This is a genomic window from Escherichia sp. Marseille-Q3837, from assembly GCF_916618735.1.
GTDB classification, from domain to species: Bacteria; Pseudomonadota; Gammaproteobacteria; order Enterobacterales; family Enterobacteriaceae; genus Escherichia; species Escherichia ruysiae.
In genome coordinates, this window is sequence record NZ_CAKAKC010000001.1 from 4,549,238 (window position 1) to 4,564,300 (window position 15,063).

The 15,063-nt window shown below is 51.0% G+C and carries 15 protein-coding genes, 2 tRNA genes and 1 rRNA gene; 10 read left to right on the forward strand and 8 right to left on the reverse strand.

The window, feature by feature from the left end; translation table 11 throughout:
- The first annotated feature begins 130 nt into the window (after nucleotides 1-130).
- The 6 genes from tagK to LG381_RS21820 are packed head-to-tail and all read left to right on the forward strand — an operon-like array spanning nucleotide 131 to nucleotide 6,304.
- The gene (gene tagK, locus LG381_RS21795; RefSeq protein WP_085460354.1) at nucleotides 131-1,045 is read left to right on the forward strand and encodes a type VI secretion system-associated protein TagK; all 915 of its coding nucleotides are present in this window, start codon (nucleotides 131-133) and stop codon (nucleotides 1,043-1,045) included.
- Entirely contained in the window at nucleotides 1,032-1,862 is an 831-nt protein-coding gene (locus LG381_RS21800; protein ID WP_225762956.1) for a type VI secretion system accessory protein TagJ, read from the forward strand. The genes tagK and LG381_RS21800 overlap by 14 nt, the downstream gene beginning before the upstream one ends.
- Nucleotides 1,859-2,353, forward strand: coding sequence for a type VI secretion system baseplate subunit TssE (gene tssE / locus LG381_RS21805; RefSeq protein WP_000994234.1), 495 nt, complete (start codon nucleotides 1,859-1,861; stop codon nucleotides 2,351-2,353). The genes LG381_RS21800 and tssE overlap by 4 nt, the downstream gene beginning before the upstream one ends.
- A gap of 15 nt (nucleotides 2,354-2,368) precedes the next feature.
- Nucleotides 2,369-4,252, forward strand: coding sequence for a type VI secretion system baseplate subunit TssF (gene tssF / locus LG381_RS21810; RefSeq protein ID WP_225762957.1), 1,884 nt, complete (start codon nucleotides 2,369-2,371; stop codon nucleotides 4,250-4,252).
- Nucleotides 4,249-5,244: a type VI secretion system baseplate subunit TssG gene (gene tssG / locus LG381_RS21815; protein ID WP_000012133.1), complete on the forward strand. Its 996-nt coding sequence runs from the start codon at nucleotides 4,249-4,251 to the stop codon at nucleotides 5,242-5,244. Before tssF ends, tssG begins: the two co-directional genes overlap by 4 nt.
- 10 nt (nucleotides 5,245-5,254) lie before the next feature.
- Nucleotides 5,255-6,304 carry a type VI secretion system ImpA family N-terminal domain-containing protein gene (locus LG381_RS21820; RefSeq protein WP_225762958.1) on the forward strand — a complete coding sequence of 350 codons (1,050 nt, stop codon included), beginning with the start codon at nucleotides 5,255-5,257 and terminating at the stop codon, nucleotides 6,302-6,304.
- A 146-nt stretch (nucleotides 6,305-6,450) separates the two neighbouring features.
- On the opposite strand, the gene LG381_RS21825 is transcribed toward LG381_RS21820, so the two are convergent.
- Both LG381_RS21825 and dnaQ read right to left on the reverse strand, forming a co-directional pair.
- A tRNA-Asp gene (locus tag LG381_RS21825) sits at nucleotides 6,451-6,527 on the reverse strand.
- Between the two features lie 132 nt (nucleotides 6,528-6,659).
- Nucleotides 6,660-7,391, reverse strand: coding sequence for a DNA polymerase III subunit epsilon (dnaQ, locus tag LG381_RS21830; RefSeq protein ID WP_001366128.1), 732 nt, complete (start codon nucleotides 7,389-7,391; stop codon nucleotides 6,660-6,662).
- A 64-nt stretch (nucleotides 7,392-7,455) separates the two neighbouring features.
- Here dnaQ and rnhA point away from each other — a divergent pair, with 64 nt between their 5' ends.
- The gene (gene rnhA / locus LG381_RS21835) at nucleotides 7,456-7,923 is read left to right on the forward strand and encodes a ribonuclease HI (RefSeq protein ID WP_000917883.1); all 468 of its coding nucleotides are present in this window, start codon (nucleotides 7,456-7,458) and stop codon (nucleotides 7,921-7,923) included.
- Here the strand turns inward: rnhA and LG381_RS21840 are convergent.
- Nucleotides 7,920-8,642, reverse strand: a complete 723-nt coding sequence (locus tag LG381_RS21840; RefSeq protein ID WP_010344979.1) for a class I SAM-dependent methyltransferase — start codon at nucleotides 8,640-8,642, stop codon at nucleotides 7,920-7,922. The two genes, rnhA and LG381_RS21840, sit on opposite strands and share 4 nt — an antisense overlap.
- A 33-nt stretch (nucleotides 8,643-8,675) precedes the next feature.
- On the opposite strand from LG381_RS21840, the gene gloB reads away from it, so the two are divergent.
- Both gloB and mltD read left to right on the forward strand, forming a co-directional pair.
- On the forward strand, nucleotides 8,676-9,431 hold the full coding sequence (gloB, locus tag LG381_RS21845; protein WP_225762959.1) for a hydroxyacylglutathione hydrolase: 756 nt from the start codon (nucleotides 8,676-8,678) through the stop codon (nucleotides 9,429-9,431).
- 71 nt (nucleotides 9,432-9,502) lie between these two features.
- Nucleotides 9,503-10,861 carry a murein transglycosylase D gene (gene mltD, locus LG381_RS21850; protein ID WP_000644688.1) on the forward strand — a complete coding sequence of 453 codons (1,359 nt, stop codon included), beginning with the start codon at nucleotides 9,503-9,505 and terminating at the stop codon, nucleotides 10,859-10,861.
- Nucleotides 10,862-10,908: 47 nt separating this feature from the next.
- On the opposite strand, the gene LG381_RS21855 is transcribed toward mltD, so the two are convergent.
- Together LG381_RS21855 and LG381_RS21860 are read right to left on the reverse strand one after the other, a co-directional pair.
- A complete protein-coding gene (locus tag LG381_RS21855; protein WP_032224520.1) occupies nucleotides 10,909-11,679 on the reverse strand; it encodes a class I SAM-dependent methyltransferase in 771 nt (256 codons plus the stop codon).
- A gap of 77 nt (nucleotides 11,680-11,756) precedes the next feature.
- A complete protein-coding gene (locus tag LG381_RS21860; protein ID WP_225762960.1) occupies nucleotides 11,757-12,557 on the reverse strand; it encodes an endonuclease/exonuclease/phosphatase family protein in 801 nt (266 codons plus the stop codon).
- 240 nt (nucleotides 12,558-12,797) lie between these two features.
- Here LG381_RS21860 and yafC point away from each other — a divergent pair, with 240 nt between their 5' ends.
- The gene (gene yafC, locus LG381_RS21865; protein ID WP_000648557.1) at nucleotides 12,798-13,712 is read left to right on the forward strand and encodes a DNA-binding transcriptional regulator YafC; all 915 of its coding nucleotides are present in this window, start codon (nucleotides 12,798-12,800) and stop codon (nucleotides 13,710-13,712) included.
- Here the strand turns inward: yafC and dkgB are convergent.
- The 3 genes from dkgB to rrf form a co-directional block, all read right to left on the reverse strand.
- A complete protein-coding gene (gene dkgB, locus LG381_RS21870) occupies nucleotides 13,709-14,512 on the reverse strand; it encodes a 2,5-didehydrogluconate reductase DkgB (RefSeq protein ID WP_225762961.1) in 804 nt (267 codons plus the stop codon). The two genes, yafC and dkgB, sit on opposite strands and share 4 nt — an antisense overlap.
- Nucleotides 14,513-14,674: 162 nt before the next feature.
- Nucleotides 14,675-14,751, reverse strand: a tRNA-Asp gene (locus LG381_RS21875).
- Between the two features lie 193 nt (nucleotides 14,752-14,944).
- Nucleotides 14,945-15,060 (reverse strand): 5S ribosomal RNA (gene rrf, locus LG381_RS21880).
- Nucleotides 15,061-15,063 lie beyond the last annotated feature (3 nt).

Here is a 15,063-nt window from a genome sequence, read left to right on the forward strand (position 1 = left end):
ATTATATCAAAATTATCACAATACATTTCTGCAGGAATTAATATTGATAAAATAAATTGTTCAGCATTACTTATCTAAAAAATTGAAATTATTCTTCTATTGAAAAGAACACTCTATACAGCGATACGTAATGAAACGAAATATTTCCTGGGGACTACAAAAAATACAAGCGCACGGGGTTACCGATAGCACAATTTACGCGACTGCAGGAACACAGATTATCTTCACCGTCAACGCGCCCTGGCTTCCTGTTTTTGAGGTGGATGAGAATGCGAAAATTGCTCTCAGCCTGACTCGCCACGAAGAGGCGTGGTGGATAATCAATCAGTCCGATGAATATTGTTGCACGGTAAATGATCAGATTGTCGAGCCGCATCACCGTATGCGCCTGAATGAAGGGGATCTGATTGAATGGGGATTATCTTCCTGGTGTCTTGTTCGTAACAATCCGACGTCTCTTACTCCACGTGAGGAAAAGACGACACCACAGACTGCTGTTTCGCTGGAAACAATAAGCGAATATCTCGATCTTGACTGGTTTCGACAACAGCAACGGCAGTCGCAAAATCCGTTTGATATCATTCCGGTTCATGGCACAGTCGCCACCGAAGGCACCCCAGAAACAGATAACCCACTAACCCTACTTTACCAGGAATACCGCCAGGCATTATTGTCCCCTGAACAAGATATCCATCGTTATGCCGATCCATTTCCCCTTAATGAAGAGGCAGTTACGCTGGATCTGGCCTCATTGCGCAATCTGACCACTGAAGCTGATTCATTGCAGGATATGGTCACAGGAGGGTTAAGCATTGACGCTATTCTCGATGTCCTGGATACCACCGGCGAAGGAGAAACGATCTGGCCTACCGAAACGGTTCTCCCCGATATTCTGCACTTGCTTTCCCCGGAATACGCATCGGAAATGGTGCATAGCGCCGTCTTACCCGATCTGACACAACGTGAGCACCGCATCATTGGCATTGACAGCCATTACCGGGTAAACCCGGTACAACACGGAGATATCTATCATGACAAGCAATAACGTGCTACCGGCTACCTTGTCGGCACTGCTGCGGAATTATTCTGTAGCGGAAGGTATTCAGATGGCTGAGCAACAAGTAAAGATGCACCCAACTAAGGCTTTACATCGGCACAGCCTGTTTCAGTTATTGTGCGTGATCGGCAACTGGTCACGAGCGCTGCAACAAATCCAACTGTGCGCCCGACTGGATGCAAATTATACCCGAGAAGCGCAGGTATTTGGGGAGTTGATTCGCTGTGAGATATACCGCCAGTCCTGCTTTCATGGTGAACAACGTCCCGGCTTTATTCTCCCTCCGCCCGTCTGGATGGAGGATCTGCTTGTCGCCCTCGCCTGTAACGCCCATGGTAAAACGTCAGATGCCGATGCCCACCGCAGCCGCGCGTTTGAGACCATAACAGACACTGCCGGACAGTGGAATGGCGGCACATTTGACTGGATAAGCGACAGCGACTCCCGTACCGGCTCAGTGCTGGAACTTGTCACTGGTGGCATGTATATCTGGCTGCCGCTTTCGCAAATTCGCTCACTGAAATCGCCCCCGCCAGCGAGTCTGACCGATCTGATCTGGAAACCCGTCAATATCACACTTCACAATGGTGATGTGCATGGTGCCTGGCTATTTTCCCGCTACAGCGGTTCAGAAAAGGCCTCCGATACCCTGTGTCTGTGCCGCAAAACCGTCTGGCAGGATGGTTCCGGAGAAACCCTGGTACAGGCTCTGGGGCAAAAAATGTGGCTCACCAGCCACGGAGATATCAGCCTGCTGGATTTGAGCACCTGCACCTTTAATTCACCTGAAGGCCAAGATGCATGAATGCCTCCCACCAGCGCCCGGGCAAACACTTACTACCCACTCTGTTTGACCGCCTGTGCGACGACACCCCAAACCAGAAGCGCGACCACGATATCAGTGTTAGCCCAGCTCAGCTTAAAGAGATCATCCGCCGGGATTTGTCGTTTCTGCTCAACACCATCAGCCATGAAGATGATATTGATGCCGCGCGTTACCCGCAGGCGGCTGCTTCCGTAGTGAACTACGGCCTGCCGCCGCTGGCGGGGAGCTTTTTGTATGAACATAAGTGGGATGATATCCGCAGAGCCATTTTGCGTACTATTACCCGGTTTGAACCCCGGCTGAAGACCTCCACACTGCAAATCATCCCGCTACAGGATGAACAACGCCAGAATGGCCATAACACATTACAGTTTGAAATTTGCGGTGAGATCCTCACGCAGCCGTATCCGACAGCATTCCGGGTACGTAGTGCGCTGGATATGGAGCACAGCCGCATTACGTTTTATTAATATAGAGGGTGAGTGATGGATCCACGGCTACTGGAATACTACAACCGCGAATTGAGCTACCTGCGGGAAACGGGAGCCGAATTTGCCGCCCGTCATCCCAAAATCGCCGCCCGTCTGGGAATGCAGGGAGCGGATATTGCCGATCCCTATGTGGAGCGTATGATCGAAGCTTTCAGCTTCCTGACCGCCCGCACGCAGCTTAAAATTGACGCTGAATTTCCCCGCTTCACCCAGCGTTTGTTGGAGGTCGTCAGTCCCAATTACATCACCCCAACCCCCTCAATGAGCGTGGCACAACTACATCCCGATCCGGAAGAAGGTGATTTGGCGAAGGGATTCACCGTCCCACGCAACACTGCCTTTTTTTCCTCCATTCCGGAAGGTGAAAGCGCCGCCTGCCAGTTTCGTAGCAGCCAGGATGTGACACTGTGGCCGCTTGCCATCGAAGAGGCGCGCCTGACCGCCGCGCCGCCGGATATGCCCGCCCTGCACCGCTACCTGCCAGCTAACATTCACGTCGCCGGAGCACTACGCATTACCCTGCGCACCTTCGGTGAACTGACCTTCAGCCAGCTTGCCGGGCTGGACAAGCTGCCGCTCTATCTCTGCGGCGAGGAGCGCACGACCTCACACCTGTTCGAACTGCTGCACACCAGCGCCATTGCCACACTGGCTGGCGTTCCGGGTCATTTTGACGGCGTACTGGATGTGAATCTGAAACAGCCCGTCATGTACGAGGGTCTGGAGCCGGATCAAGGGCTATTGCCGCTGGCGTGGAACGTGTTCCACGGCCATAACCTGTTGCATGAATATTTTGCCTGCCCGGAACGCTTTTATTTTTTCACCCCGACGGGTCTGTCTGCCGGGTTACAAAAAATTCACAGCGGTGTGGCGGAAATTGTTATCTTACTGAACCGCCTGCCGCCAGACTGGCTGATCCACCAGACAAATGCTGCACAGTTCAGCCTGTTCTGTACCCCGGTGATCAACCTGTTTCCCCGCGTCACCGCCCGGATCGATATCACTCACAGCACGACGGAGCAGCACCTGGTGGTGGACAGAACCCATCCGCTCGACTATGAGGTGTTTTCGGTCCAGGAAGTGGAAGGGTTGGAAGTCGACACCACGCGGAAGATGACATTTCGCCCGCTCTACCACACCCGCAATAATGATGAAGGCAATCATGGGCGTTATTTTTCCCTGCGCCGGGAGCCGCGTCGGTTGTCTGAGAACGCCCGCCGCTACGGCACCCGCACACCCTATACGGGTTCGGAAGTATTCCTGTCGCTGGTTGACCAGTATGAAGCCCCATACCCGGAAAATCTGCGCCATATCACCATCACTGCCATGGTCACCAACCGCGATCTGCCCTGTCTTATCGCACGCAATGGCCGGGACGATCTGACCGTGGATGCGGCCATCCCTGTGGCAGGTGTGGGGCTTATCCGTCCACCTCGTCCACCACAGCCACCACTGGCGGAACGTGAAATGGCCTGGCGGTTGATCCGCCAGTTATCCTTTAATTATCTGCCGCTGGCCGATCTGGATCACCGCACCGGCGGTCAGGCACTGCGCGATCTGCTGAACCTGTTTATTCCGGCGCATGACAGTCCGCAGTCGCGTCAGGTACGCAGCCTGATTGGCTGTAAAACAACGCCTGTTACCCGCCGTCTGCCCGGTTCCGGGCTGCTGGTTTATGGTCGCGGCGTCAGTTGTGAGCTGACGGTGGATGAAGATGGATTCTCTGGTATTAGCCCGTATCTGTTCGGTCTGGTGTTGGAGCAATATATCGCTCGTCATGTTTCCATTAATACCTTCTCGCAGATGACGCTGCACAGTATGCAACGTGGGAAAATTATGACCTGGCCGGTCAGAGCCGGACTACGGGGAAGTGTATGAGCGGCGATTTCACCCAAGCGCAGAAAACGCCCTGGCGCTATGGTTTTCTGAACCTGATGCGCCGCGTGGATGTGCAGTTGTGTACCGTCCCCGCAGGTAGTGCCTGGCAACCAGGCATGGAAAAATTTCGCCTGGGACAAACACCTACACTGACCTTTGCGCCACGGGAAATCGCCAATGTGAGCTGGCAACAAGGACGCCTGCACCTTAGCCTTTACAGCCTTGGACTGTGGGGTCCGAACGGTCCGCTGCCACTGCATTACACTGAACTCGCGCGCAATCGGACCGAAAGCCGCTGCGATCCGACCCTGACCCGTTTTACCGATCTTTTTCATCACCGCTGGCTGACGCAGTTTTATCAGGCATGGCGCAGCGCCCAGTCCGCCGGGGGAGGTCTGGATAAACAGGAATATGACCGTTTTGCCTTTTATATCGCCAGCCTCAGCGGGCAGGATTTACGGGAAAGTGCAGACAGCTCGCTGCCGGATCACGTTCGCCTGGCGGCATCGGCCCATCTGGTGCGCGAATCCCGCAACCCGGACGGCTTGGCCGCCACGCTGGCGCACTATTTCAGTGTGCCTTTCCGGATACAAGAGTATGTCCTGCACTGGATAACGGTGGCTGATGATGAAATTACCCGACTGGGGATACCAGCCCCCTCTTCCGTCATTGGCAACGGCGCACTCATCGGCCAGGCCGTGCCGGACATGCAATATAAGTTCCGGCTGGTGATTGGCCCGCTGACACTGGCTGACTACCGGCGTTTCCTGCCTGGTGGTAATAACCTGCCAGTACTAACGGAACTGGTTCGTGCATTTACCGGGTTTGAATACTGCTGGGAAATTGAGCTACAGCTTAAACCACACGCAGCCCCTCCGGCTGTTACTGGCGGTCCATATCAGCTTGGCTGGACCGCCTGGGCAGGGAAAGCCCTGCACGACAACCCGGTGACGGGCATGATTTTCGAACCTGAACACTATCTGGCACACTGAGGATAATTTAATGGATACCCCCCTGTCTGACCCTATTTCGGCTGAATGCCCCTGCGGCCCGGATCTGGAGTATGATCCAGAGTACTTGTTGCTGTTTACCCGCGCCTTAGCGCGTGAAGAGGCGCAATATGGCGATTTTGTCAGTACGCCGGAAACTATTAACTGGGCGGAGCTGGAGCGGGACGCCCGCCGCCTGTTGGCACGCAGTAAAGATATCCGCATCCTGGTTGTCCTGCTGCGCTGCCGTATCCAGCAGGCAGGAGCCAGAGGGCTGGTGGAGACACTCACGCTTCTGGAAACGTTGTGTGTCACAAACCCGGACACCATCCATCCACAACTGCTTACGGCTGAAGATACCACCGCCGAAGATGCGGCTGTAGCACGCAGTAACGCGCTGTCGGCGCTACTGGACCACGAAGGCGTAATGGCTGATATTCGTGGCATTACGCTATCAAACAACGCCGCCATGCGCCTTCAGGTTCGGGATGTGGAACGTTCGCTGTCTGCATCACGCCCGGCGGATGCGCTGGCACCGGAATCAGTACGTCAGCAACTGGCCGACCTGGAAGCACGCGGCGCACTGCCGCTGGACGCATTTCACCAGGCCGCCGAGATCACTGAGCGACTGCAACACCATGCTCGTGAAACGCTGAATGACCTGGCCCCGGACTTTTCGCGTCTGACGCAACTGCTGACCCTGTTGCCTGGGGCGGTACAGACCACTACGCCAGAAATCCCACAACCAAAACCGCAGGCTGATCAGCCGAAACATGCTGCTATCGATAATACCGGACTGACACTAGCAGGGCATGTCGCTCCCACAGTGGATATACCAGCCGAAACGACCGCAAAGATCATCGCAGAGCCACAGCAAATCAGCGATCGGAACGACGCACTGAAACGCTTGCGAGTCATCCGCCGCTGGTTTGAGCACAGTGAACCAAGCAGTCCGACCATTCCTTTGTTGCGTCAGGCGGAACGACTGGTCGGTAAACGCTTTTCGGAGATAATCAATGAAGTTCCAGCAGAACTGCTGGAGAAGTGGGATGCGCAGGAATAACCAAAATGACCAGAACTTATAACTACTGGTCATTATATGGTGTAACTATTTTCTGGATTAAATCCATTTAACTTCCGGGGTGAAAAATCCCGAAAGCCAGAAACGACAAAAGCCTGAACCATTGCTGATTCAGGCTTTCTAAATATTGGCGGAACGGACGGGACTCGAACCCGCGACCCCCTGCGTGACAGGCAGGTATTCTAACCGACTGAACTACCGCTCCGCGTTTTATTCCGTTGGGAACGAGGCGAATACTACGGATTGCCCCGCCCTTCGTCAATTGTTTTTCTCATCTTTTGAATCGTTTGCTGCAAAAATCGCCCAACTCGCTATTTTTAGCACCTTTTACATGTATTTATGCCCGCCAGAGGCAGCTTCCGCCCTTCTTCTGCACCAGATCGAGACGAGCTTCATGCGCTGCTAGCTCTTCATCCGTCGCAAAAACAACGCGTAACTTACTTGCCTGGCGCACAATGCGCTGAATTGTTGCTTCACCTTGTTGCTGTTGTGTTTCACCTTCCATCGCAAAAGCCATCGACGTTTGGCCACCGGTCATCGCCAGATAAACTTCCGCAAGGATCTGGGCATCGAGTAATGCCCCGTGCAATGTACGCTTGCTGTTATCTATTTCGTAGCGGGCGCATAACGCATCGAGGCTGTTGCGCTTACCAGGAAACATTTTCCTCGCTACCGCAAGGCTATCGGTGACCTTACAGAAGGTATTGGTCTTCGGAATATCGCGCTTGAGCAGCGAAAACTCGTAGTCCATAAAGCCGATATCGAACGCTGCGTTATGGATCACCAGCTCCGCGCCACGAATATAGTCCATGAACTCATCAGCTACTTCGGCAAACGTAGGCTTATCGAGCAAAAACTCATCGGCAATACCATGTACGCCAAAGGCTTCCGGATCCACCAGCCGATCGGGCTTAAGATAAACGTGAAAGTTATTGCCCGTCAGTCGACGGTTCACCACTTCAACGGCACCAATCTCAATGATCTTGTGGCCTTCATAGTGCGCACCAATCTGGTTCATACCGGTGGTTTCGGTATCGAGAACGATCTGGCGTGTAATTGCAGTGCTCATAGCGGTCATTTATGTCAGACTTGTCGTTTTACAATTCGATTCAATTACAGGAAGTCTACCAGAGATGCTTAAACAGGTAGAAATTTTCACCGATGGTTCGTGTCTGGGTAATCCAGGACCTGGGGGTTACGGCGCTATTTTACGTTATCGCGGACGCGAGAAAACCTTTAGCGCAGGCTACACCCGCACCACCAATAACCGTATGGAGTTGATGGCTGCTATTGTCGCGCTGGAAGCGTTAAAAGAACATTGCGAAGTCATTTTGAGTACCGACAGCCAGTATGTCCGCCAGGGGATTACCCAGTGGATCCATAACTGGAAAAAACGTGGCTGGAAAACCGCAGACAAAAAACCGGTAAAAAATGTCGATCTCTGGCAACGTCTTGATGCCGCGCTGGGACAGCATCAAATCAAATGGGAATGGGTAAAAGGCCATGCCGGACACCCGGAAAACGAACGCTGTGATGAACTGGCTCGTGCTGCGGCAATGAATCCCACGCTGGAAGATACGGGCTATCAAGTCGAAGTTTAAGCCTGTGGTTTACGACATTGCCGGGTGGCACCGACCGCCTGGCGAATTCGCGGTTTGTTTTTACTCTGTTTCATCGGATTTAGCGTTAAAGGAATAGTCCGTTTCCGGGCAACAATAAGTTGTAAGCAACCAAGCGCAGGAATGTGCGTGCTCAATAGTTTTCCACCGTGCTTGTTCCACGGGAGAACATGGAAACGGCTGGCGTGTAGCACTTCAAAATTCAACAAAGAGAGCCAGTCCAGTTGCCGCATCAGAGTAAACATCCGGCTGTTATAGGGCGATGTTTTTCGCAATACCGGCACAAGTTTGCGTAATCCCATTAAACTGATGGGATTGAAGCCGCTAATAACCAGCCAGCCATCATCAATCAATACCCTATCGGCTTCGCGCAATAAACGATGCGGATCGGTGCACCACGGCAATGTATGCGCCAGTAGACAAACATCGACGGATTTATCGGCAAAAGGAAGATGAAGTGGGTCCGCCTGCACCTGGACGGGCATTCCTTGCGCTGAAACATTCACTTGATGAGAAACCGCGCACGCTTCGCAATTGATTTCTGCGCTTAAATTGCCAATCTTAAGCAGATGAAAACCATACATTTTAGCGAACCACGGGTTGAGCTGGCGTTCCAGCGCCTTGCGATAAAGCTCTCCCCAGGGCAAATCGCCCCAGCAATCAGGAGCCACGACAGTTTGGGGGATCCTTGCCGGTTTCATCACAACCTTCCGTTTCGCACTGAGAGGTAATATATGAATCTTAACAGTATTTCCGCCTTTGATGACAATTACATCTGGGTTTTGTCTGATGAAGCAGGTCGTTGCCTGATTGTCGACCCAGGAGAGGCAGAACCCGTATTAAAGGCGATTTCAGCTAACAACTGGCAACCAGTAGCGATTTTCCTCACCCACCATCACCACGATCACGTTGGCGGTGTAAAAGAACTGGTAGAAAAGTATCCGCAAATTGTGGTGTATGGGCCAGAAGAGACACAAGATAAGGGAACAACGCAGGTAGTCAAAGATGGCGATACTGCCTTCGTTTTGGGGCATGAATTTAGTGTAATTGCTACGCCAGGTCACACTTTAAGACATATCTGTTACTTTAGCGAACCTTATCTATTTTGTGGCGACACTCTGTTTTCTGGCGGTTGCGGTAGACTATTCGAAGGCACTGCATCACAGATGTATCAATCACTTAAAAAATTAAGTGAACTTCCTGACGATACTCTGGTGTGTTGCGCTCACGAATATACTTTATCAAATATGAAGTTTGCTTTGAGCATTCTTCCGCACGATTTGTCTATAAATGATTATTATCGTAAAGTTAAGGAGTTACGGGCAAAAAATCAAATAACACTACCCGTAATTCTGAAAAATGAGCGGCAAAATAATGTTTTTTTGAGAACAGAATATATTGATTTAATTAATGTAATTAATAAAGAAACATTATTGCAACAACCTGAAGAACGTTTTGCCTGGTTAAGGTCAAAGAAAGATAGATTCTGATAAAACTTTCTTGTCATCAGCTTCGTTCGCCGTTATGATCGGTCGTCTTTTAAGCAACTATTGACACACACATGAAGGCAAAAGCGATATTACTCGCCTCTGTCCTGCTCGTGGGTTGCCAGAGTACTGGTAACGTTCAACAGCACGCACAGAGCCTTTCTGCAGCTGGTCAAGGGGAAGCAGCAAAGTTTACAAGTCAGGCACGATGGATGGACGATGGGACGTCTATCGCGCCGGATGGTGACTTGTGGGCTTTCATAGGCGACGAGCTAAAGATGGGAATTCCGGAAAACGACCGGATTCGCGAACAGAAACAGAAATATTTACGCAATAAGAGCTATCTCCACGATGTAACTTTACGGGCAGAGCCGTATATGTACTGGATAGCCGGGCAAGTTAAAAAACGTAACATGCCTATGGAACTGGTACTACTACCCATAGTGGAGAGCGCTTTTGATCCTCACGCGACGTCTGGCGCCAATGCCGCAGGCATCTGGCAGATCATTCCGAGCACGGGGCGCAATTATGGTTTGAAACAGACCCGCAATTATGACGCGCGTCGCGATGTTGTTGCTTCAACAACTGCCGCGCTGAACATGATGCAGCGTCTGAACAAGATGTTTGACGGCGACTGGCTTCTGACCGTAGCGGCTTATAACAGCGGCGAAGGTCGGGTCATGAAGGCAATTAAAACGAACAAAGCGCGTGGGAAATCCACGGACTTCTGGTCGTTACCGTTGCCGCAGGAAACGAAGCAGTACGTGCCTAAGATGCTGGCATTGAGTGATATTCTCAAAAACAGCAAGCGTTATGGCGTACGTCTGCCAACGACCGATGAAAGCCGTGCTCTGGCGCGTGTGCACCTGAGCAGCCCGGTTGAAATGGCGAAGGTTGCAGATATGGCGGGAATTTCCGTCAGCAAACTGAAGACCTTCAACGCTGGCGTGAAAGGCTCCACGCTGGGCGCAAGTGGTCCCCAGTACGTGATGGTGCCAAAGAAACATGCAGATCAACTGCGTGAATCTCTGGCTTCAGGCGAAATTGCTGCCGTACAGTCGACACTGGTTGCCGACAATACGCCGCTTAATAGCCGCGTTTACACCGTACGCTCTGGCGACACGCTTTCAAGCATCGCTTCACGTCTCGGCGTAAGCACAAAGAATTTGCAGCAGTGGAACAATCTGCGCGGTTCTAAGCTGAAACCAGGTCAAAGTCTGACAATTGGCGCTGGTAGTAGCGCACAGCGGTTGGCAAACAACAGCGATAGCATTACGTATCGTGTGCGCAAAGGTGATTCGCTTTCAAGCATTGCTAAGCGTCACGGCGTAAACATCAAAGATGTGATGCGCTGGAACAGCGATACTGCGAATCTGCAACCAGGCGACAAGCTGACGTTGTTTGTGAAAAACAACAATATGCCAGATTCCTGACAAACCAGATAACAGAAAGGCACCGATTCCCCCGGTGCCTTTTTTATTTATGCCGCTTTATGTGCTTCAACCATGATGATATCACTGGTGAAAGAGCCATCATTCTGCAAGGCAAAATACGTTTTCACCTCTGTCGATGCGCTCTGTTGGTAAACGCGAATAGCGTCCACTAACACTTCTGGCGTACGCATTCTCGCAACCCACGAAGAGAATTCCAGAGGTAATTTATCGGTGATCACATTATCGACAAGCAGATATGCTTCATTGATTAACGTCAACCACTCACCGCTGGCGTAATTACGCACGTGAGAAGCATCGCGCAATGCTTCTATCGTCTGTAACCAAATATCGCGTACCGGGTGACCCGGAGACATTACGTCCATCACAATCAGCATACCGCCGGGCTTCAAGACCCGATTCACTTCACGCAATGCCGCACCGACATCATGCCAGTGGTGAGCAGAATAACGACTAATAACAATATTAAAGGTGTGATCGGCAAAAGGCAGGCTTTCGGCATACCCCTGGCGGGTGGTGATATTTTTCAGTTGTCGGGTATCTGCAGCCTGTGCAACAACATCCAGCATTTGGGAAGATAAGTCATACGCCACCACTTCCTGCACGTTTTGCGCAGCGACAAAGCTGGCATGTCCTGCTCCACAGCCCATATCAAGTACGCAAGCGTCAGGATACTCTGCCAGACACGCCGCCAGGCGCTGTAAGTCGCGCCCGGATGCATGCACGGCACTGGTTAAATATTCACTGGCCTGCGAGCTAAATTGCTTTTCTACGTGCTCATGGTGGGATTGTGTTGTCATTGCACTGTCCTTTTGTTGTTTGAGTATAAAAAGGCAGCGCCAAACGTTGGTCTGCCCTGTGGCAGACCTGACATACCTTATTTATCAGGCTTGCCGGGACTGAATTCAACGAGTAGCGGATTGTGATCAGAAGCGCGCGTAACCAGTACGGAAGCTTCGCTGACATTCAGACCACGGTAGAAAACAAAATCGAGCGGGCGACCAAACGCCCGGCGGCGCTGATCATCAGTAAAACGCACCTGGCGCAGCGACATTTCTCGCGCAAAGCGATATAACGCGTTCATCCTTCTACGGCTCCAGGCATTGAAATCTCCCGCCATAATGACCGGACCGCTGTGGTGGGCTATCTGATCGCCAATAGGAAGCAACTGCTTGCTATAAACATCCACGCCCAGACTGAAGTTGACCGCATGGATATTGACTACCATCAACAGGCGGGTGTCAGGTAATGGATAGACCGTCACCAGTGCCGATTTCGCCAGACGTAAAATAGGTTCACGTTCGCGTAACGGGCAACAATACACCGGATGCGCTGCCGAAAGGGTCATTACGCCGGAAGGATGTTGTGGCAGAACAAAAGCGGGCACCTGATCGGCAGCAAGATAGTTAGTGGTCGCAAACTGCACTAACTCTGGCGTTGTCTGCGCTTCCTGCAATAACACCAGATGTGCATCTTTGCCGTAGTTCTTTAATACCGACAACCATTCAGCGCGTTGCTGTTTGTAAATGTTCCACACCAGGATCCGAATACGCTCTTCGGTACTTAACGGTTCTCCGGGTGGTAATGCCTGGCCGATGCTCGCAAATGACCCCGGCGGTAAGATCCTTTCCGCAGGTTGTCCGGCTACATAGCGCATGGCATAGGTATTTTTTCGCACTTTTGACTTTGAAACCTCTATTACGTCAACCCTTCCGCACTCGGGAGGGTTCTACTGTTATAGGGATTTTAGCTCACTCTTTCAACGAGCAATTGTATATTGTTATGTAAGCAAGTGCTTACACCGCACAGAATTTTGCTCATTATTGAGAACATTAAATCGGATGACATATTACGTATCCTGATGGTTTAATAACAAATAAATTCAAAATATCTCTTCTATTTTGCAACAGGAGCAAAAATGAAAGCCACGTCGGAAGAACTCGCCATTTTTGTTTCGGTCGTCGAAAGCGGCAGCTTTAGCCGGGCAGCGGAACAATTAGGGCAAGCAAACTCAGCGGTCAGCCGTGCGGTAAAAAAGCTGGAAATGAAACTTGGCGTCAGCCTACTTAATCGAACCACACGACAACTTAGCCTGACGGAAGAAGGCGAGCGTTATTTTCGTCGCGTACAGTCAATTTTGCAGGAGATGGCAGCGGCAGAATCAGAAATTATGGAGACGCGTAATACACCGCGCGGACTGTTACGGATCGATGCCGCAACCCCCGTGGTACTACACTTTCTGATGCCGTTAATTAAGCCTTTCCGCGAACGCTATCCGGAAGTCACTTTATCGCTAGTCTCCTCCGAAACGATTATTAATTTGATCGAAAGAAAAGTGGATGTCGCGATACGCGCCGGTACGTTAACGGATTCCAGCTTACGAGCCAGGCCGTTATTTAACAGTTATCGAAAAATTATCGCCTCCCCCGACTATATTGCCCGCTACGGGAAGCCAGAAACTATCGACGATTTAAAGCAACATGTTTGCCTGGGATTTACTGAACCCGCTTCCCTCAATACCTGGCCGATAGCCTGTAGTGATGGACAATTACATGAGGTGAAGTACGGTTTGTCATCCAATAGTGGAGAAACACTGAAACAGCTTTGCCTGAGTGGCAACGGGATTGCGTGTTTGTCCGACTATATGATCGACAGAGAAATTGCTCGTGGTGAACTGGTGGAGTTAATGGCAGATAAAGTGTTGCCAGTGGAAATGCCCTTCAGCGCCGTCTATTACAGCGACCGCGCGGTAAGTACTCGCATCCGGGCCTTTATCGATTTCCTTAGCGAGCATATAAAAACAGCTCCCGCAGGAGCTGTCAGAGAGGCTTAATCCCATTCAGGAGCCAGACCTTCCGGACTTACGAGGCGGTCGTTGCAATCCAGTTCGGCGATCGCTTTTTTGTCTTCTGTATCAAGCTGTAAACTTTGTGCCTTAAGATTACTTTCCAGGTTTTCACGTTTAGTGGAAGACGGTATTACTGAGTAGCCTTCCTCCATTGCCCACGCCAGAATTACTTGTGCCGGGGTCGCATTGTGTTTAGCTGCGATACGAGCAATAACCTCATCTTTCAGAGCCTTCCCATACGCCAGCGTCATATAGGAAGTAATATGAATGCCGTGCTGTTTAGCCCAGGCGACCACTTTACGGTTTTGCAGATAAGGAGAGAGTTCAATCTGATTGGTAGCGATGTTTTCAGCGCCAACAGCAGCAATTACCTTTTCCATCAACGGGATCGTGAAGTTGGAAATACCGATTTCACGCGTCAGCCCTTGTTTTTTCGCTTCCAGCAACGCCTGCATAAACTCTTCAACAGAGACTTCATCGTTTGGTGACGGCCAGTGGATTAGCGTCAGATCAACATAATCGGTACGCAATTTTTGCAGGCTCTCTTTCAGACTCGGGATCAGTTTGTCTTTGCTGAGATTTTCAATCCAGATTTTAGTGGTGATATAGAGTTCATTACGTGGCACGCCACTTTCTGCAATCGCCTGACCTACTGCAGCTTCGTTATCATAGATTTGTGCGGTATCAATTGCGCGATAGCCAAGTTCAAGCGCCGTTTTCACAGATGCAATAACAACGTCGTCTTTGAGACGGAAAGTACCTAAACCAAATGCAGGGATAGCCATAATATGCCTCTTCTAATGCTATGTTCGTTAACTGAGATGATTATGGGCTTCAGACTGTTGCGGAAAAAGAGCGTAAAATGCAGAGGATTTTTGCGATTTTGGCAATAATAGAAATACAGACGAAAAAAAACCTCGAGCGTTAACTCGAGGCTTCTTAATAAGTGGCGGAACGGACGGGACTCGAACCCGCGACCCCCTGCGTGACAGGCAGGTATTCTAACCGACTGAACTACCGCTCCACCGAATTCTTTTACAACCACCAGTTTTATGACCGGCTTACTGCTTAATTTGATGCCTGGCAGTTTATGAATCACTTCGTGATTCACCCTTCGGGCCGTTGCTTCGCAACGTTCAAAAGCTTTCGCTTTTGTCCTACTCTCTTATCGAGTAGTGAACTGCCTCAAAGGTCAGTGCCATTCTTCGTAATTTGATGCCTGGCAGTTCCCTACTCTCGCATGGGGAGACCCCACACTACCATCGGCGCTACGGCGTTTCACTTCTGAGTTCGGCATGGGGTCAGGTGGGACCACCGCGCTACGGCCGCCAGGCAA